The 18,701-nt window shown below is 61.5% G+C and carries 16 protein-coding genes and 1 pseudogene; 9 read left to right on the top strand and 8 right to left on the bottom strand.

Features of this window, described 5'->3' with window-relative positions; all coding sequences use genetic code 11:
* The first annotated feature begins 173 nt into the window (after positions 1-173).
* Entirely contained in the window at positions 174-512 is a 339-nt protein-coding gene (locus tag CK501_RS14325) for a tRNA-binding protein (protein ID WP_095618426.1), read from the top strand.
* Positions 513-531: 19 nt separating this feature from the next.
* Here CK501_RS14325 and CK501_RS14320 read toward each other — a convergent pair whose 3' ends face one another.
* Both CK501_RS14320 and CK501_RS14315 read right to left on the bottom strand, forming a co-directional pair.
* Positions 532-1,695, bottom strand: a complete 1,164-nt coding sequence (locus CK501_RS14320; RefSeq protein ID WP_095618425.1) for an MFS transporter — start codon at positions 1,693-1,695, stop codon at positions 532-534.
* Between the two features lie 137 nt (positions 1,696-1,832).
* Positions 1,833-2,399 (bottom strand): porin family protein, encoded by a 567-nt coding sequence (locus CK501_RS14315; RefSeq protein ID WP_095618424.1) that lies wholly within the window; start codon positions 2,397-2,399, stop codon positions 1,833-1,835.
* A gap of 198 nt (positions 2,400-2,597) precedes the next feature.
* On the opposite strand from CK501_RS14315, the gene CK501_RS14310 reads away from it, so the two are divergent.
* Positions 2,598-3,629 carry a hypothetical protein gene (locus tag CK501_RS14310; RefSeq protein ID WP_095618423.1) on the top strand — a complete coding sequence of 344 codons (1,032 nt, stop codon included), beginning with the start codon at positions 2,598-2,600 and terminating at the stop codon, positions 3,627-3,629.
* A 57-nt stretch (positions 3,630-3,686) separates the two neighbouring features.
* Here CK501_RS14310 and CK501_RS14305 read toward each other — a convergent pair whose 3' ends face one another.
* Complete coding sequence (locus CK501_RS14305) at positions 3,687-4,490, bottom strand: hypothetical protein (protein WP_095618422.1); 804 nt, start codon at positions 4,488-4,490, stop codon at positions 3,687-3,689.
* Positions 4,491-4,682: 192 nt separating this feature from the next.
* Between CK501_RS14305 and CK501_RS14300 the strand changes: the two genes are divergently transcribed.
* Complete coding sequence (locus tag CK501_RS14300) at positions 4,683-5,270, top strand: hypothetical protein (RefSeq protein ID WP_095618421.1); 588 nt, start codon at positions 4,683-4,685, stop codon at positions 5,268-5,270.
* Positions 5,271-5,343: 73 nt separating this feature from the next.
* Here the strand turns inward: CK501_RS14300 and CK501_RS14295 are convergent, their stop codons facing one another.
* Genes CK501_RS14295 through CK501_RS14285 form a run of 3 tightly spaced genes read right to left on the bottom strand, consistent with a single transcriptional unit; the run spans position 5,344 to position 10,111 of the window.
* The gene (locus CK501_RS14295) at positions 5,344-6,864 is read right to left on the bottom strand and encodes a SpoVR family protein (protein WP_095618420.1); all 1,521 of its coding nucleotides are present in this window, start codon (positions 6,862-6,864) and stop codon (positions 5,344-5,346) included.
* 11 nt (positions 6,865-6,875) lie between these two features.
* A complete protein-coding gene (locus tag CK501_RS14290) occupies positions 6,876-8,165 on the bottom strand; it encodes a YeaH/YhbH family protein (RefSeq protein WP_198949542.1) in 1,290 nt (429 codons plus the stop codon).
* Positions 8,166-8,188: 23 nt separating this feature from the next.
* Positions 8,189-10,111, bottom strand: a complete 1,923-nt coding sequence (locus CK501_RS14285; protein ID WP_095618418.1) for a PrkA family serine protein kinase — start codon at positions 10,109-10,111, stop codon at positions 8,189-8,191.
* 79 nt (positions 10,112-10,190) lie between these two features.
* Between CK501_RS14285 and CK501_RS17275 the strand changes: the two genes are divergently transcribed.
* From CK501_RS17275 to CK501_RS14275, 3 genes and pseudogenes are all read left to right on the top strand, one after another.
* Positions 10,191-10,691: a MerR family DNA-binding transcriptional regulator gene (locus CK501_RS17275; RefSeq protein WP_408607576.1), complete on the top strand. Its 501-nt coding sequence runs from the start codon at positions 10,191-10,193 to the stop codon at positions 10,689-10,691.
* Positions 10,595-10,969 (top strand): annotated as a pseudogene (locus CK501_RS16890) (IS607 family transposase); the annotation flags it as partial. The gene CK501_RS17275 and the pseudogene CK501_RS16890, both read left to right, overlap by 97 nt.
* A gap of 40 nt (positions 10,970-11,009) precedes the next feature.
* Entirely contained in the window at positions 11,010-12,182 is a 1,173-nt protein-coding gene (locus CK501_RS14275; protein WP_158223127.1) for an RNA-guided endonuclease InsQ/TnpB family protein, read from the top strand.
* 320 nt (positions 12,183-12,502) lie between these two features.
* Here CK501_RS14275 and ilvD read toward each other — a convergent pair whose 3' ends face one another.
* Entirely contained in the window at positions 12,503-14,182 is a 1,680-nt protein-coding gene (gene ilvD / locus CK501_RS14270; RefSeq protein WP_095618416.1) for a dihydroxy-acid dehydratase, read from the bottom strand.
* Positions 14,183-14,441: 259 nt separating this feature from the next.
* Between ilvD and CK501_RS14265 the strand changes: the two genes are divergently transcribed.
* From CK501_RS14265 to CK501_RS14255, 3 genes are all read left to right on the top strand, one after another.
* Positions 14,442-14,861: a secondary thiamine-phosphate synthase enzyme YjbQ gene (locus CK501_RS14265; protein ID WP_095618415.1), complete on the top strand. Its 420-nt coding sequence runs from the start codon at positions 14,442-14,444 to the stop codon at positions 14,859-14,861.
* A gap of 13 nt (positions 14,862-14,874) precedes the next feature.
* Positions 14,875-16,170: a YihY/virulence factor BrkB family protein gene (locus CK501_RS14260; RefSeq protein WP_198949539.1), complete on the top strand. Its 1,296-nt coding sequence runs from the start codon at positions 14,875-14,877 to the stop codon at positions 16,168-16,170.
* A 207-nt stretch (positions 16,171-16,377) separates the two neighbouring features.
* The gene (locus CK501_RS14255) at positions 16,378-17,895 is read left to right on the top strand and encodes a methyl-accepting chemotaxis protein (protein ID WP_095618414.1); all 1,518 of its coding nucleotides are present in this window, start codon (positions 16,378-16,380) and stop codon (positions 17,893-17,895) included.
* A 7-nt stretch (positions 17,896-17,902) separates the two neighbouring features.
* On the opposite strand, the gene CK501_RS14250 is transcribed toward CK501_RS14255, so the two are convergent.
* Positions 17,903-18,679, bottom strand: a complete 777-nt coding sequence (locus CK501_RS14250; protein ID WP_095618413.1) for a substrate-binding periplasmic protein — start codon at positions 18,677-18,679, stop codon at positions 17,903-17,905.
* Positions 18,680-18,701: the final 22 nt, after the last annotated feature.

Here is an 18,701-nt window from a genome sequence, read left to right as displayed (position 1 = left end):
CGTCCAGCCTTCTTTTGGAGATTGATTGTACAATACCTGAGTAGATATGTCAGGTATTCCACCTGAGTGGTACCCATTATACCGGAAGCGGCATGGGCGGAGTTAATCGTGCTGATAGGGACCGGCTCCGGGTATAATCCGTGGCTCCTGGATTGACTCTGGAGAGAGCTGTAATGGAGACCATTGAGTGGGGTGATTTCGAACGGGTTCAGATCCGGGCCGGCACCATTGTTGAGGTCGAGGACTTTCCGCAGGCCCGGCGCCCGGCTTACAAGTTGCGCGTGGATTTCGGGGCAGAACTCGGGGTTCTCAAATCCAGCGCCCAGATCACGGATCTCTACGCCCGCGAGGAGCTGGAGGGGCGCCAGGTGCTGGCGGTGGTGAACTTCCCGGCCAAGCAGATCGGCCCCATCCGCTCCGAGTGCCTGGTCACCGGCCTACATCGTGAGGACGGCGCGGTGGTACTGGCAGTACCGGACAAGCCGGTGCCGGATGGGGCGCGGCTGGCCTGAGCTCGGCTGGCTGGCGGTATCAGTTGGGCAGTTTCAGGCGCAGTGCCAGAGGTACCGTCAGTGCTGTGCACAGGGTGATGAATCCCACGGCGGCGAGTGCGGCCCCGGTGGTGTCCGCCAGAAGGCCGCCTCCCAGGGGTACGAGGAACGCCACGGTGTAGCCGATGGTGAAGGTTCCTGCTGAAAGCCGGCCGGCCTCGGCGCTTGGGACCAGCTGGGGTGGCAGTGAGACGATCAGGATGAGCAGGATGCCGGCAAAGAAGCTCATGGCCACGGCGAAGGCGACACCGGGCCACCCTTCGACCAGTATGAAGCCGAGCATGGCGGCCACGCTGAGACCGGCGCTGCACAGGATCGGGCCGCGCCGGCCGACCCAGTGCCGGGCCATCCACAGCATCACTGTCGAGGCGGCGACCTGGGCGAAGTTGAAGCTGAACAGCGTGGTGTCCAACCGGGTGAGCTCGCCGCGGTCCTCAAGGACACTGGCCATGTAGGCGTTGGTGCCGAAGAAAAGCGACGCGGTGCCGGCCAGCAGCAGGCCAAGCTTCCACATCAGCGGGTCGCGCAGGCTGGGCAACCACTGGGTGCTGTCGTCGCCACCATTGGAGGCGGTTTTCGGCAGCATCAGAAGGAGTGCGATCAGCAGGGCGGGCAGTGACCAGACTAGAAGCGTCAGCCGCCAGCTGTCGCCGGTCAGCGGCATGATGACCGGCAGGGTCAGGCCGGCGCCGATGAACTCGCCCATCAGCATGCCATTCATGTAGCAGGCTGAGCCCAGCGCGATGCGTGTGGGGGTGAGCCAGCGTGGGAGAAGCGCCGGCAGCGATGGCTGCATGACGGCAATCGCCAGACCCATGACGGCACTGGCGCCCAACAACAGGACGGGCCCCTGGGCGAGCCCCCGGGTTGCTGACATGACGCCGACCACGGCCAGGGCGGCTGCCAGTGCGTTACGCGGGCCCATGCGCATGATCAGAAGCGACCCCGCGAGCGCCCCCAGGGCGAGCATCAGAACGGGCAGGGTGGTTAGTGCCCCGATGTGGGTCTGGCTCAGGGCCAACTCGTCGCCGATGGCCGGCGCCAGTGCGGGAGCCACCAGTATGGGCAGCCGCATGTAAAGACCTGCCAGCCACAGCAGCGCGAACAGGCCAGCACTGTGGAGGCTGTTACGGTCCACAATCATTAAATCTCTCCCGGAACACTGCAGGAGCCTGCCTCGCAGGCGCTCTGTAGGGCATCGCGAGCGACGCTCGCTCCTACAGAGGACACGCTAGGCCCGGAGCCAGGTCCGGGCCATGGGGAGAAACCGAGATGCTGGGATCAGAAATGGTACTGGATGGACCCGCTGATCAGACTGAGATCATCTTCACCACTATAATCAACGTTTGGAATGTAGTCGTAATCCGCGCGTATGTAGATATGCTCGGTTAGGCCCAGCTGGGCCCCAAGACCGGTGCGGAAATCTGAGCCAGTCTCATCGCTTGACCCAACGCCTGCAAGGTCCGCTTCGCCTTCCCAGAAGAAACCACCAACCTTGGCAAAGACATCAAAACGACTATTCAAGGGCAGGTGAATCAAGCCCGTGACATCGAGACCTCTCAGACTGAGATCCAGGTCCGGGACTCCTGGGGCATTGATGAGCTCAAAATCCTGAGTCTGGGTATAACCTACTTCCACGCCGAAGTTCGACAGAAGCCGCGCACCACTGTAGACCCGGAAGAAGCTGGTTTCGTCATCACAGGTTGAGCCGGCGCCATCGCAAGTATCCGCCAGTGATGCCATGCCGCCCCCAATGCCGGAGTAGGGGTACTCATAGTCCCCGCTGGCGTTCGCCTGGAAGGGAACGGCGGTGGCGAGCAGTGCGACGGCGGGAAGAAGTCGATTCATTGGGTGCCTCTTTTTCTGGAATGCGCGGTAAGGGTTTGATTCATCTGAGCAGAGATATAGCCGCTGCGATGCACCCTGTCAACGTGGGGGTCTTGCCTCCGGTCCCGGTCGCAAAGGCAAATGCAATGCAGGGTGTTCTATGGTTTGCTGTTTCTGTGCTGCAGCCAACTCCTGCAGGGACCTGAATAAGGGGTGATTATGACAGACAACGATGCAGGCCCGATCCTTGATCGGCTTCTCGAGGCGCACGTGCAGCATGAAATGGCACGGATGGACTGTGATGCGCTGCGTGAGGACCTGGAAAGGGAATTGGGCCATGCCTTTGAGGCGGTCAACCGCATCCGGCTGAACGAGGTGATCAGTGCGGACACGGTCAATGGCATCATTTATCGCCATACCGTTGAGCGGGAGATGCCGCCCATTATTCCGGAGATGGCGGCGACCTTTACCCAGGATGTGGTCGGCTCGCAGTTCCACCGGGATGCCACACCGGGGGATCTGATGGACCGCCAGCGGCTGGAGGCCTTTGTGGACCAGGTGCTGCTTCTCAGGGAGCAGCGCCAGAAGCTGATTGACCGGATGCTGGAACAGCCCGTGTACAAGGAGCTGGTGGCCAACCTGATGTACGAGGCCATCGTGCGCTACGTGTACGAGGAGAACCTTCTGAGCCGGCGGGTGCCGGGGGTGAGCTCGGCCCTTAAGTTCAGCTCGAAGGTGCTCAACAGGGCCGTCTCCGGGCTGGACGATGTCTGGGAGAAGAGCATCAAGGGCTACATCTCGCGCAACGTTGAGAAACTCGCCCGCCACAGCGCGGACTTCCTCGCGGAGCAGCTTACGGATGAGGAGATCAAGGCCAGCGTGATGGACGCCTGGGATACGTTCAGCGATCGCCCTCTTTCCGAGCTGGAGCAGGGCCTTGGTGAGGTGGAGTGGAGCGAGTTTGTGGTGATGGGCTACGACTACTGGCTGGCCTTCCGCAAGAGCGATTACTACCGTAACGCCTACGAAACGGTGGTGAACCAGCTGTTCGAGCGTTATGGCGACCGCACCCTGGGTGACCTGCTGAACGAGTTCAACATTGACCAGTCAACCATCATGACGGAAGTGGACGCGGTCCTTCCCCAGGCTCTGGAAGCACTGAAGGCCAGTGGCCTGCTGGAGGGGATTGTCCGGCGTCGACTGGAAGGATTCTATCACAGCGAGGCGGCACGCGCGGCGCTGGATGGATGAAAAACGGGCGGCCGAAGCCGCCCGCGGTGTGGCATTGATGCGCCGGTCTGGGTGGTCTCAGAAGGCTACGTTGAGACGTACGTAACCGGGAATGCTGACTTCTGTGGAGGCATCGGTACGATAGCCTTCTGGGTTGGATGTGACCATGGCAATATCCAGCGTAACCCGCTCGTTATAAAGCCAGCGGGTGCCAATCATCAGTGACGGGTCGACGCTGTCGCCATAGTAGTTCTCCCGGGTGGTCAGGTTGAGCTCAATGCCTGGCTCAAAGCGCCCGAACTCTGTCTCCGGGAGTGAGTAGTGCGCGCCCGCGCCAAGGTTCATGAAAACGTCACTGGCGTCATTTTCGGCGCTGTCGTCATAGACGAGTTCCGGATTGAAATTGAGTATGAACCTGTCGACTTCCGCGGTGAAGGCCGCACCGGCACCCATGTTGGTGTAAGTCTCGTTGCCTTCATCGGGATCGTAATGGGAAACAGCGCCATAGCCGGCCCAATCAACCTGAACATCATCACCGACTTGAAGGGGGCGAAGGCCGACTTTGAACAGGGCTTCGTTCTGGTAGATGGGACTGGGGTCCGGTCCTTGGTTGGCAGGTGTGCCAGGGGTTTCATAGGGCGAAATCCGGCTGTGATTCAGAACCAGCTCAGAACCAGGCAGCCCCAGCCTTACTCCGGCGCCAAAGTCCTGATCGCCGCCACTGCTGAGATCTACGGTTGCTTTCTTGTTGGGCGCTGTGGTGCCGCGCTCGAGCATGAACCCACGTGTGGGTTCGTTATAGCTCTGGTTCTGGGCCAGAGCACCGGTGGAAACAGCGGCGGTTGTCAGCGCCAGAGTGGTAACACGGAAAATCCTGTTCATGGTGCTCTCCTTGGTATTGAGATGCATGATGTAGCGAGCTGAATTGCAAAAGCAATGTAAACGCGGGGCTGCGGTTGGTTCAATTAAACCTGTGACAGGAAACACATTTGCGGGGTAGTAGCCTGTTCCCGCCATGACAGAGCGTTATCCTCAAGGCTATGTATTCCGTGGCAGTAAGGGAGAGTGAAGACTATGTCATCCAGGTTTTTTGTGGCGTTGCTGGCCGTTCTGGCAATGCCTGTCTGGGCCCAGGGCCCGTCCTTTTCCTACGCGGAAGCCGGTCTGGCACTGTATCCGAACTTCGAGAGTGAGACTCTGCTGGGGGCCCGGGTGCGGGGCAGCCAGGCGCTGAACACGCAGTGGTTCATGTTTGGCGGGCTCAAGGCGCTGACGGGGGATATCGATGTCACGGCATTGCATGGGGGCGGTGGGTATCGCCATTCGGTGGATCACCGGACGGATGTCTGGGGCGGTCTGACGCTGGAGTATCAGGAGGTTGAGGTCGAGCAGTGTGTTACCAGGCAGCCCCAGGGAACGACGACCTGTTCCGGAGTCAGCTCGGATGACACCGCGCCGGGCCTGCGCGGCGGCATACGGCGCCAGCTGCACCGGGACCTGGAGATCGGCGCCTCGGCGCGCTACGTCACCGGCGATCTGGACTACCTCGGATTCACCGGTACTGCCCGCTACCGCTGGCAGCCCAATGTGCGCGTGCTGGCGGAAGCGGACTATTACGATGGTAACTTCGGGGTGATCGGCGGTCTGTCGTTGCGTTTCTGATGGTGTAAAGGGTCGCGGCCATGACCGCTCCTACGGGTGTTGTCTGTAGGAGCAGCTACAGCTGCGATCCTGATCAGGCGGCGTTGTTGTGGCTGCCGCCCTCGGGCGGCATGCGATAGCGCTCCTTGACCTCGCCGTTGTCCACACTCTCCAGAACCACATCGAAGCCCCAGAGCCGGTGCACATGCCTGAGCACCTCCTGGGTGTCGTCGTCCGCCATGGGGATGCCGTCCACCCGGGTGTGGCGCAGTAGCAGGGAGCGGTCGCCGCGGGTGTTCACGTTCCAGACCTGGATGTTCGGGTCCTTGTAGCTCAGGTTGTACTGGCGCGCGAGCTTCTCGCGCACGCGCCGGTAGCCGCGGTCGTCGTGAATGGCCTTGATCTCGTAGGCATCGTCGCCTTCCTCGTCAGCAATGGCGAACAGTTTGAGATCCCGGATCACCTTAGGGGACAGGTACTGGAGGATGAAGCTCTCGTCCTTGAAGTTGCGCATGGCGAAGTCGAGCGTCTGCTGCCAGTCACTGCCAGCGATGTCCGGGAACCACGCCTGATCCTCCTCGGTCGGGTTCTCGCACATGCGTTTGAGGTCCATGTAGATGTTGAATCCGAGCGTGTAGGGGTTGAGCCCGGAGTAGTAGGGGCTGTCGAATGGCGGTTGGTAGATCACGGCGGTGTGGTTCTGCAGGAATTCCAGCATGAAGCCGTCGTCCACCAGGCCTTCCTCGTACATCCGGTGCACGATGGTGTAGTGCCAGAAGCTGGCCCAGCCCTCATTCATGACCTGGGTCTGGCGCTGCGGGTAGAAGTACTGGGCGATCTTGCGCACGATGCGCACCAGCTCCCGCTGCCAGGTTTCGAGCAGTGGGGCGTTCTTCTCGATGAAGTAGAGCAGGTTCTCCTGGGGTTCGGCCGGAAAGCGCCGCTTCTGGGACTCGGGGTCGTCGTCGCCCCCCATATCGGGGATGGTGCGCCAGAGGTCGTTGACCTGCTCCTGGCGGTATTCCTCGCGTTCCTTCTGGCGGCGGCGCTCCTCTTCGGCGGAGATGGGGGCGGGGCGCTTGTAGCGGTCCACGCCCTGGTTCATCAGTGCGTGGCAGGAGTCGAGGATGGCTTCCACTTCCTCCACGCCGTAGCGCTCCTCGCATTCGGCCACGTAGTTCCGGGCGAACATCAGGTAGTCGATGATGGAGCTGGCGTCCGTCCAGCTGCGGAACAGGTAGTTGTTCTTGAAGAAGGAGTTGTGGCCATAGCTGGCGTGGGCGATCACCAGCGCCTGCATCATCATGGTGTTTTCTTCCATGAGGTAGGCGATGCAGGGGTTGGAGTTGATCACGATCTCGTAGGCCAGCCCCATCTGGCCGCGCCGGTAGCCCTTCTGGGTGGCCATGAACTGCTTGCCGAAGGACCAGTGGTGGTAGCCCACGGGCATGCCCACGGAGCTGTAGGCGTCCATCATCTGTTCGGCGCTGATCACCTCGATCTGGTTGGGGTAGGTGTCCAGGCCGAAGTCGGCGGCAATGCGGGCGATCTCGCGGTCGTATTCCTCGATCAGCTCGAAGGACCAGTCGGAGCCGCTGGATATGGGTTGTGTCATGGCCACCTCCGTCAGGCGGTTTTGGGCTCGAACAGCTTGCGGAACACGGGGTAGATCTCGCTGGCGTCCGACAGCTGCTGCATGGCGAAGCGGTCCGGGAAGTTCGCCTGTACCGTTTCGTACTCCTCCCAAAGGGCCTGGTGCTCGTGGGGGGTGATCTCCACGTACGAGTAGTACTGCACCATCGGCAGGATCTTCTCCTCGAGCAGTCTGCGACAGATGGGCGAGTCGTCGTTCCAGTTGTCGCCGTCCGAGGCCTGGGCCGCGTAGATGTTCCAGTCGTCGCTGGGGTAGCGTTCCTCAATGATCCGGTGCATCAGCTTGAGCGCGCTCGACACGATGGTGCCGCCGGTCTCGCGGGAGTAGAAGAACTCCTCCTCGTCCACCTCCTTGGCGGCCGTATGGTGGCGTATGAACACCACCTCGATGCGCTTGTAGTTCTTCTGAAGGAACAGGTACAGCAGGATGAAGAAGCGCTTGGCAATGTCCTTGTGCACCTGGGTCATGGAGCCGGAGACGTCCATCAGGCAGAACATGACGGCGCTGGTGGAGGGCTTGGGCTCCCTGCGGTGCTGGCGGTAGCGCAGGTCGATCTCGTCGATCCAGGGGATTCGCTTGACCTGACGCCGAAGTTCATCAAGTTCCGCCTGGAAGTCTTCGATCTGGCGCTCCTTGGAGAACGCCGGATCCTCGGAGTCCGGCTGTGCCTCCAGCGCGGCAATCCTGTCTTCCAGTTCGCGGATGCGGCGCTTGCGCTTGCCGGCCAGGCTGATGCGCCGGGCGTAGGCCTTGCGCAGGGAGCGCACCACGTTCAGCTTGGCAGGCGTGCCGTCAGTGGTGAAGCCGGCGTGGACGTACTGGTACGAGTCCGCGCTCTTGAGCTTCTTGCGCACCAGAAAGGGCAGTTCCAGGTCGTCGAACAGGAAGTCCAGGAACTCCTCCTGGGTGATCTGGAAGACGAACTCGTCCATGCCCTCACCCTGGTCGCTGGCCTGGCCTTCGCCGCTTCCGCCACCAGAGCCGCCGTCGGGCTTGGGCAGGCGGTCACCGGTGACGAACTCCTTATTGCCCGGGTGGACCATCTCGCGGTTGCCGCCGGCACCGTGGTGGAACACCGGCTCGTGGATGTCCTCGCTCGGGATACTGACCTGCTCGCCCTGCTCCATGTCCGTGATGGAGCGGTTGTGAACGGCTTCCGATACCGCCTTCTTGATGTGCTTGCGGTAGCGGCGCAGGAACCGGTTCCGGTTCACCGCGCTCTTGTTCTTGCCGTTGAGGCGACGGTCAACAACGTGACTCATGCCCATGCAGACACCTGCTTACCCTACTGGGATTTCCGGACGCGCAGATACCACTCCGCCAGCAGCTTGACCTGCTTCTCGGTGTAGCCGCGCTCGATCATCCGGTCCACGAACTGCTGGTGCTTGCGCTGATCCTCCTCGGAGGCCTTGGGGTTGAACGAGATCACCGGCAGCAGCTCCTCGGTGTTCGAGAACATCTTCTGTTCGATCACGCTGCGCAGCTTCTCGTAGCTGAGCCAGGACGGGTTCTGGCCGTTGTTGCTGGCCCTTGCCCGCAGCACGAAGTTGACCACCTCGTTGCGGAAGTCCTTGGGGTTGCTGATGCCCGCTGGCTTCTCGATCTTCTCCAGTTCCTCGTTGATGGCCGCGCGATCGAACATCTCACCGGTTTCCGGATCGCGGTAGTCCTGGTCCTGGATCCAGAAGTCGGCGTAGGTCACGTAGCGGTCGAACAGGTTCTGGCCGTACTCGGAGTAGGACTCGAGGTAGGCGGTCTGGATCTCCTTGCCGATGAACTCCACGTACTCCGGCGCCAGGAATTCCTTGATGAAGCGCAGGTAGCGTTCGTGGGTCTCCGGCGGGAACTGCTCCTGCTCGATCTGCTTCTCCAGAACGTAGAGCAGGTGCACCGGGTTGGCCGCCACCTCGGTGGTGTCGAAGTTGAACACCTTGGACAGGATCTTGAACGCGAAGCGCGTGGAGAGTCCGTCCATGCCCTCGTTCACCCCGGCTGCATCGCGGTACTCCTGGATGGACTTGGCCTTGGGGTCGGTGTCCTTGATGTTCTGGCCGTCGTAGACCTTCATCTTGGAGTAGATGCTGGAGTTCTCCGGCTCCACCAGCCGTGACAGAACCGTGAACTGGGCCAGCATACTCAGGGTATCCGGCGCGCACGGGGCACCGGCCAGCGAGCTTTCACGCAGCAGCTTCTCGTAGATCTGCTGTTCTTCGGTCACACGCAGGCAGTAGGGCACCTTGACGATGTTAACGCGGTCGAGGAAGGCCTCGTTGTTCTTGTTGTTGCGGAAGGTCTGCCACTCGGACTCGTTGGAGTGGGCGAGGATGATGCCGTCGAACGGGATCGAGGACATGCCTTCGGTGGTGTTGTAGTTGCCTTCCTGGGTGGCGGTCAGCAGCGGGTGCAGCACCTTGATGGGCGCCTTGAACATCTCCACGAATTCCATGATGCCCTGGTTGGCGCGGTTGAGGCCGCCGCTGAAGCTGTAGGCGTCCGGGTCGTCCTGGCTGAAGTCCTCCAGCATGCGGATGTTGACCTTGCCGACCAGTGCCGAGATGTCCTGGTTGTTGTCGTCGCCGGGCTCGGTCTTGGCCACGGCCACCTGGTCCAGGATCGAGGGGTATTTCTTGACCACCCGGAACTGGCTGATGTCGCCGCCGTATTCGTGCAGGCGCTTGACCGCCCAGGGCGACATGATGGGCTTGAGGTAGCGCTGGGGAATCCCGTACTCCTCCTCGAGGATGGGGCCGTCCTCTTCCGGGTCGAACAGCCCGAGGGGGGATTCGTTCACGGGCGAGCCCTTGATCGCGTAGAAGGGAACCTTCTGCATCAGGTGCTTGAGCTTCTCGGCCAGCGAGGACTTGCCGCCGCCGACAGGGCCGAGCAGGTACAGGATCTGCTTCTTCTCCTCCAGGCCCTGGGCGGCGTGGCGGAAGTACGAGACGATGTTCTCCACGGCTTCTTCCATGCCGTAGAACTCGGAGAATTCCGGGTAGCGCTTGATGACCTTGTTCTGGAAGATCCGGGAGAGGCGTGGGTCGCGGGAGGTATCGACAAGTTCCGGCTCGCCGATGGCGAGCAGCATGCGCTCGGCGGCGGTGGCGTAGGCGGAGGAATCCTCTTTGCAGATGCTGAGGTATTCCTCGAGGCTCATTTCCTCTTCCTTGGTTGCCTCGTAACGGTCCTGATAGCGCTGCAGTATGCTCATGCTTGCCCCCTTGCTGTGACCTGGGTAAGGGGTGGGTGCCTGCGCTGGCCGCACTCGCCCCTGATGGTGTCAGTTCATCATGCCTCTGTTCCGGTGGATTCTTTCTTCAATTATGGGTAAGCCAGCGCGGGTTGCGAGTCTGATTGACGTTTCTGTGACCCGTTCGCGGCCGGGGTGCTTTCTACTGAGATTAGTAGACGGTGGTGGTGTTGAACAGGGGCTCTGGCTAGTTGTCCAAAAAATGGTTAAACCTGATTTTTTGGAGGGTAACCCGATGATCAGACACAGCCATTCCCCGCTTTCAATCGGTGCGTTTGCCTCAGCGGTTGGCGTCTCGGTTGTGACTGTCCGGCGCTGGTGTCGTTACGGGAGGATTCGGGAGGCGTTCCGTACGCCCGGCGGTCATCGGCGATTCACTCCCAATCAGGTACGCAAAGTCCTGGGATTGGTTGAGTCACGCTCGCGTGTCGGCTATGTGCCCGGGGCTCATCGCATGACCAGAAGTCGGATCGGGTGTCGCAAGCCAGTCGGCTGGCCGGTGTCTGTGATGGTGTCATTGAAGACCTGGGCTCCGGGCTGAACTGTAAAAAGCCAGGACTGCGGCGGCTGCTGACGGCAATTTTGAATCACGAAGTATCAACACTGTACCTCACGCACAAAGACCGGCTGGTGCGCTTTGGGCACGAACTTATCTTCCAGATCTGTCGTTGGGCGGGGACCGATGTGGTGATTCTGGATGATGACCAGAACGTGAGTTTCGAGCAGGAACTGACTCAGGATGTGCTGACGCTGATGACCGTGTTCTCTGCGCGGCTTTATGGCAAACGTTCCCATAACAACCGAAAACGGGCGGCCTGATACTGGTTGCATATACAGCTCTGTGCGTTATGCTCTGGGTATGGACATTGCCTTCAAGACCCAGCTTCGCCCCAACAACCGGCAAAGAACCTACTTTGCCCGCGCCAGCGGTACCGCCCGGTTCTGCTGGAACTGGGGGCTGGCGGAGTGGAACCGCCAATATGAGTTGTTCAGGGATGGACAAGGCGATCGTCCATCGGGAATGGCGCTCAAGCGTCAATTCAATGCTCTTAAAAAGACCGACTACCCGTGGGTCTACGAGGTCACCAAGTACGCCTCCCAGCAACCGTTCATCGCCCTGCAGCGCGCCTTCTCCGACTGGATGAAGGACCTCAAATCCTCCAAGCCCGCGCACCTGAAAAAGCGCCGGCCGCGGTTCAAGAAAAAGGGCAAGGCCACCGACTCGTTCTATGTCGGCGGCGATCAGGTCAAGGTGGACGGTCACTGGCTCAAGGTTCCCAATCTGGGTTGGGTGCGCATGGCGGAGCCGCTGAAATACGGTGGCCACATCAACGGCATGACCATCTCGCGCCAGGCGGATAAGTGGTTTGTGGCGTTCTCACTCAATGTCGATCTCTGCCCGCTGCCAAGCGAAAGCCAAGCACGCTGCGGTGTGGATCTCGGCATCAAGACCCTGGCCACGATCTCCCGGGGCCCGGTAACCGAGTGGGAGTCGCCGAAACCCCTTCAGAACGCGCTCAGGAAACTGGCGCGTTACCAGCGCCGGCTGGCGAAGAAGGTCAAAGGCAGCAACGGCTACCGCAAGCTCAGGATGCGCATTGCGCGGCTGCACAAGCGCATTGCCGATATCCGGGCCAACACGCTGCACCAGTTGACCAGCTATCTGAGCACCCACTTCAGCGAAGTGGTCATCGAGGACCTCAATGTCAAAGGCATGATGGCCAATGGGCGTCTCGCCCGCCATATCGCTGATGTCGGCGCGTTCGAGTTCCGTCGCCAGATGACCTACAAGATGGACTGGCGTGGTGGCGTGCTGACGGTGGCTAATCGGTGGTATCCGTCGAGTAAGCTCTGCTCACATTGCGGCGCCCACAAAAGTGATCTGACGCTGGCGGATCGGGTTTATCACTGCGGCGAATGCGGCCACTGCCAGTGCCGTGATGCCAACGCCAGCATCAATCTGGAGCACTATACGGCTCGTTCAGCCGGAATACACGCTGCTGGAGATAACGGCTCTGCCCGGGCGGCGTAAGCCACCCGGGCAACCAGTATCGATGAATGCAGAAGTAAGCACTGGGCCTGGTGATCAGGTTTGGATAGGTCTTTCAGAACGGTGGTGTGGATTAAGGTTTGGTCTTTTCGGGGGCGAGGCTGGTGGTCCGCGGTGGTATTGCTGGCTTCTGAACTATGGGTGCGCCGAAGTGGGGTACGCCTTTCCGGGACCGCTATGAATCCATCCCTGGACGCTGGCATCCCTGTCATCGAGCCTCCCGGAAAGGCGTACCCCACTCCGGCGATTCTGGTATTTGTGTAGGCGATCCGCGCGATGTTTCTGCGGCAACGCCGTGGCAGTTAGTCCGGCATATCCGTTACCGCTCCTTCGGAAGCGGAGTTGACGGTCTTGGCGTACTTGGCCAGGGCGCCGCGGCGGTATTTGGGGGCTGGTTTCTGCCACTGGGCGCGGCGTTGCTCCAGTTCGGATTCGCTGATATCAACGTCGATCCGGTTGGTTTCGGCGTCGATCGTGATGGTATCGCCGTCCTGGAGCAGGGCGATGGGGCCACCATCAACGGCTTCCGGGGTGACGTGGCCGACTACGAAGCCGTGGCTGCCGCCGGAGAAGCGGCCGTCGGTGATCAGCGCGACCTCACTGCCCAGGCCGCGGCCCATGATGGCGGAGGTTGGCGTGAGCATCTCGCGCATGCCGGGGCCGCCCTTGGGCCCTTCGTAGCGGATGACGACTACGTCGCCGGCCTGCACGGTGCCGTCATTGATCCGCGCCTGCGCTTCCTCCTCCGACTGGTAACAGCGTGCGGTCCCGGTGAAGTGGGTGCCTTCCTTGCCGGTGATCTTGGCCACGGCGCCGGTGGGGGAGAGGTTGCCGTAGAGGATGCGCAGGTGGCTGTCCGGTTTGATGGGGTTGTCGAAGCTGTGGATGATGTCCTGGCTTTCCGGGTAGGGCTCAACGCCTTCCAGGTTCTGCGCGAGGGTCCTGCCGGTGACGGTGAGGCAGTTGCCGTGCAGCAGGCCCCGGTCCAGCAGCATCTTCATCAGCGGCTGGATGCCGCCGATCGCCACCAGCTCGGACATCATGTACTGCCCGCTTGGACGCAGGTCCGCCAGTACCGGAACGCGCTTACCGATCTCGGTGAAGTCATCCAGCGACAGCTCCACGCCAATGGTGTTGGCCATGGCCAGCAGGTGCAGCACCGCGTTGGTGGAGCCGCCCAGGGCAATAACTACGGTGATGGCGTTCTCGAACGCCTCGCGGGTCATGATGTCCGAGGGCTTGATGTCCTTCGCGATCAGGTCCAGCACCGCCGCGCCCGCCGCCCGGCAGTCCTCTTCCTTGGTCTTCGACACCGCGTTCTGCGCGGAACTGTCCGGCAGGCTCAGCCCCAGCGCCTCGATTGCTGAGGCCATGGTGTTCGCCGTGTACATACCACCACAGGAACCCGGCCCGGGAATCGCCGTCTCCTCGATCTGCTTCACGTCGATCAGCGACTTGTCGCCCTTGGTGTAGGCCCCGACAGCCTCGAACACCGAGACCAGGTCCGTATGGTTATCGCCCGGCTGGATGGTACCGCCGTACACAAACACCGAAGGCCGGTCCAGCCGTGCCATACCCATGACCAGCCCCGGCATGTTCTTGTCGCAACCGCCGAGCGTCACCAGCCCATCAAAGCCCTCACAGCCGGTCACCGCCTCCACCGAATCCGCGATGATCTCGCGCGACACCAGCGAATACTTCATTCCCTCGGTGCCGTTGGCGATGCCGTCCGAGATCGTGATGGTGTTGAAAATCACACTCTTGCCACCGGCCTCATCCGCCCCGGCGCCGGCGTGCTCCGCCAGCTTGTTGATGTGCATGTTGCAGGGCGTGACCATGCTCCAGGTGGACGCGATCCCGATTTGGTTCTTCTGGAAATCCTCATCCTGGAACCCCACCGCCCGGAGCATCGCCCGGCTGGCGGATTTGCCGACTCCGTCGACGACGTTGCTGGAATAGCGGCGGTTATTATCTTCGGCCATGGCGTGACTCTCTTTTATCCTGCTGATTGTTTTCAGGCTTTGGCGTTAACCGGGGCGTTTGAAGTAAGGGAGCGGGGAGTCCTGATCGGGAAGCTCTGGAGCCATGGATGGCGGAAGAGCAGCGTACAGGGATGTATTTACAGCGTTTCCCGAGCAGGACTCCCCGCTCCCTTACCGCAACAAACCGGAACGCTGGTATGGTAAAGCTTAAAGGCGTAATAGTACCGCGACTGAGAACTCAGGGTAAGGGAATCCATCAATGTGGCAGCAACGCATTCTCCAATTATCCCCGAAATCCAAGGGCTTCCACCTCATCACCCGTGAAGTCCTCGACCAGGTCCCCGAGATCGCCGACATCCAGACCGGCCTGCTGCACCTGTTCATCCAGCACACCTCCGCCTCCCTGAGTCTGAACGAAAACGCCGACCCCAGCGTACGCGGCGACATGGAACGCCACTTCCAGCACGCCGTGCCCGAAAATGCGCCATACTACGAACACACAATGGAAGGCCCCGACGACATGCCCGCCCATATCCGGTCCGTGATGCTGGGCGAATCCCTCAGCCTGCCAATCGGGCAGGGCCGGCTGCTTCTGGGCACCTGGCAGGGCATCTATCTGGGCGAACACCGCAATAACGGCGGCGCCCGCAGGGTCGTGGCCACCATCAACGGCGAATGAACGGGAGCAGCACGTGATACCCGAGCAACTGACCGCACGCCTCCAGGAATGGGAACACTGGCTGCTGGAAAAGCCGGACGCCGAGCACCCCCGCTCCGTGGCCTTCATCCGCCGCCAGCTGCGTGTGGGCTATGCCGTGGTCCGGGACCTGATGGCCGGCCAGCTCAACCTCCACGCCATGAGCCTGGTCTACACCACACTCCTCTCAATGGTGCCGCTGCTGGCCCTGAGCTTTTCCGTGCTCAAGGCCATGGGCGTGCACAACCAGCTCACGCCAGTGCTGTACCAGTTCTTCGAACCCCTGGGGCGGCAGGGGACCGAGATTGCCGAGCAGGTCATCACCTTCGTGGACAATATCAAGGTCGGTGTGCTCGGGTCGGTGGGTCTGCTTCTGCTGGTCTACACCGTGATCGCTCTGGTTCAGAAGATCGAGCGTTCCTTCAACATGGTATGGCGCGCCCCCATGGGCCGCTCACTCGGGCAGCGATTCTCCAACTATCTGAGCGTCATCACCATCGGCCCGCTCCTGATGGTGGCCGGCATTGGTCTTTCAGCCACGGTCTTCGGCTCCGACATCGTCCAGCAGCTCAGCGCCATCGAGCCCTTTGGCACCCTTATCGCCGTGGTCAGCCGCTCCACCCCCTTCCTGATCACGGTGATCGCGTTCACCTTTGTCTATGCCTTTGTGCCGAATACCCGGGTCCGCTTCCAGAGTGCCTTCGTGGGCGGGCTTGTCGCGGGTGTGGCCTGGCAGGCTGCGAGTCTCGCCTTCGCCTCCTTTGCGGTGAATGCCAGCCGCTACGAGGCGATCTACTCCAGCTTTGCCATCGGCATCCTCCTGCTGATCTGGCTCTACATCAACTGGATCATCCTGCTCTCCGGCGCCAGCATCAGCTACTACCACCAGCACGAGCAGGCCATCTCATCGCGGCGCGAAGTGCGCTCGTCACCGCAGGTGGAGGAGCGCCTGGCGCTGGCGCTGATGGAGCGCGTGGCGAAAGCCTTTGACCAGGGCGACAAGCCACCCCGCCAGGAGCTGCTGGCGCTGGATTTCGGCATTCCCGGGGACATCACCCAGCGTGTGAGCGACAAGCTGATCCGTGCCGGCATCCTCCATCCCGGCGGGGATGATGGTGAGGAGCTGATCCCTGCCCGGTCCCTGGACCGGATCTGCCTGGTGGACATCCTCAGCGCCGCCCGGGCGGATGAGGACGGGTTGCTCGCGCGTCTGCCGGCTGTGGATGCGCCGCAGATGGAAGAGCTTGCGGATGCCCGGCTTACGCGGACGCTGGCGGACTGGGTGCGATGAACCCGGGTCGTCCAGCGTCTAATGGCTGATCCTTCCCGCAAGCCTGTGCGTACTCCATATCCAAATGGCCCTATCAGAAGCTGACCCCTGCTGAAGTGCTTTTCCTTCGGGGCAGCCATGACGCCTCTTTCGCCCTGTGTTTGGACCGGATCCTGCTGGATCTGCTTTCCTTGACGGCAGGACAACCGGCTCCGGGAGTAGTAACCCATGACGACCCTGAACCAGCAGGCGCATGAACGCCTGCCCAATGACAGACTGATGCTTGGCCTGCTTCTGGCCCATGTGCCCGTGGTAGGGCTGATCATTCCCTGGGGGTATGAAACCACGGCGTTTGCGCTGACGGCTTCCGTGGTCCTGGGGTTGCTCGTGGCCCTCGCCTACGCCGTTCTGAAGGGGCAGCGAGGGTTCTCCATCGTTGTGGCCGCGGCGTTCATGGCGTTTTCGGCGATCATGATCCAGGCCCAGATGGGGCGCATTGAGATGCACTTCCACATCTTTGGTGCCCTCGCCTTTGTGATTCTCTACCGGGACTGGCTGCCGGTGGTCGCTGGTGCCCTCGTGATTGCTGTCCATCACCTGGTGATGACGGCACTGCAGCTGGAGGGCGTGTCCGTCGGTGGTATGCCACTGATGATTTTCAGCCATGACTGCAGCTGGGGGGTGGCTTTCCTGCACGCGGCCTTCGTGGTGTTTGAGGCTTCCGTGCTCGTGTTCCTGGCGCGGCTTCTCGGCGCGGAGAAAGAGCGAACCCACCGTATGCGTGAACTGGTGGAACGCGTTGCCGGGGATGGGGATCTGGGTGTTCGCCTGGATGCTGGCGGGCAGGATGCCAGTGCCACGGCCTTTGACCGGTTGATGGAGCAGTTTGAAGGGCTGGTCCGCGACGCTACCGGGCTCTCCCGGAGGCTCCAGTCCGTTTCCGGCAACGTGGATGAGCTCAGCCAGGGTACCCTTGCGGCGGCGGATAACCTTCAGGGCCAGACCACCCAGGCGGCATCGGCCATGGAGCAGATGAGCTCCTCGGTCAGGGGCGTCGCGGACAATGCGGCCCAGGGATCCGAGGCGGCCACCCGTGCAGCGGCCCGTGTGGGTGCCAGCCGCCAGGATGCCGATCAGGCCCACCAGGTGACCCGGGCCAGTAACGAGGCCATGGAGCAGGCGAGCAGTGTGATCCGCCGGCTGAGCGATCAGGTGGCGGAAATCCATGGGGCCGTGAGTGCGATCAATGAGATCTCCGACCAGACCAACCTGCTGGCTCTGAATGCGGCCATCGAGGCCGCCCGCGCCGGTGAGCACGGGCGGGGGTTCGCGGTGGTGGCCGATGAGGTGCGCAGCCTGTCCCAGCGTACCCAGTCTTTCACGCAGCAGGTGCAATCCATTGTGGCCCAGCTCAACGAGGGCAGTGAGCAGGCGCTGGCGGCGATCGACATGGGAACCACCCGTTCGGGCGAGGCGCTGCAGCAGATGGAGCGGGTCAGTGAGGGCGCCCAGGAACTGGAGACGCTGGTGAACGACCTCAGTGGCCTGAGCCAGCAGATTGCTGCTGCCGCGGAACAGCAGTCCTCCGCTGCGGATGAGATCAGTGGCAGTGTCCAGTCCGCGGCGGATGAGAACCGGACCGTGGCGGAGAAATCGGGGCAGACCCGCGAATCCGCGGCCGAGCTGCGCGCCGTGGCCACGGAAATGGATCAGCTTCTGAGCGGGTTCAGCATCAGGCGCGATTGAGCCCGGTCTACGGGCTCTTGATGTTGTAGGACTCTTTAGAAGGCTGCCGATCGTCCCGCTTGATGTCTCTCAGGTTCTGATCCCATTCATCAGCGAGGGCCTGAGCGTTTTCCAGCATCTTTGAGACGAAGAAATGGACATCCAGTTGAGCGATGACATCGCTCTCCAGGCCGGTGAGTCCATGCTGGGCAATGGTGGTGTCCGCTGGCGTCTGGTAGTTGAGCAGGTAGTCGGCACGTCCGAACTGGATCATCTGGAGCGCCGACTGGTGTGTTCGGGCCTCAGTGATGTGCATGGCATCGCTTTCAGCCTCAAAGAAACGCCCCAGTTCGCCATAGGAGTAGCCTTTCATCAGCACCACGTGATGGCCCTTCAGTTGCTCCACATCGCTGACGGGTTGGGTGTCCTTGAAGCGGTACACGGTCAGGTTGAGGGTGATGGCGGGTTCTTCGGCCTCGACCGCGGTGTTTTTCAGTCGGTGCAGGTCATCTGCTGCCAGTGTGAAAGCGGTCTCGCCGGAGTCAATCTGGCGATAGAGTCGGGTGGCCGGGTGCTGTACGAAGCGCACGGGCTGATCCATGGCACTGAATACCTGGCGTGCCAGCTCCACAAGGTATCCCTTCGACTGGCCCTCACTGTCCGTGTACCCGAAAGGCGGCAGGTGAATATAGCCGAATTCCAGTGGCTCGGGTTCCGTCTGCGCGGGTGCTTCCATGGAGAGGAGCAGGACACTGAACAGCAGGGATGTGAGCAGCGGGGTTCGGGAGCTGCGGCGCAGGGACATCGTTCACCTGTCAGAGGGGGGA

The organism is Halovibrio salipaludis (genome assembly GCF_002286965.1).
Classification (GTDB): domain Bacteria; phylum Pseudomonadota; class Gammaproteobacteria; order Pseudomonadales; family Oleiphilaceae; genus Halospina; species Halospina salipaludis.
The sequence above is the reverse complement of the archived record's forward strand: the minus strand, read 5'-3'. Positions and strand labels throughout refer to the sequence as shown.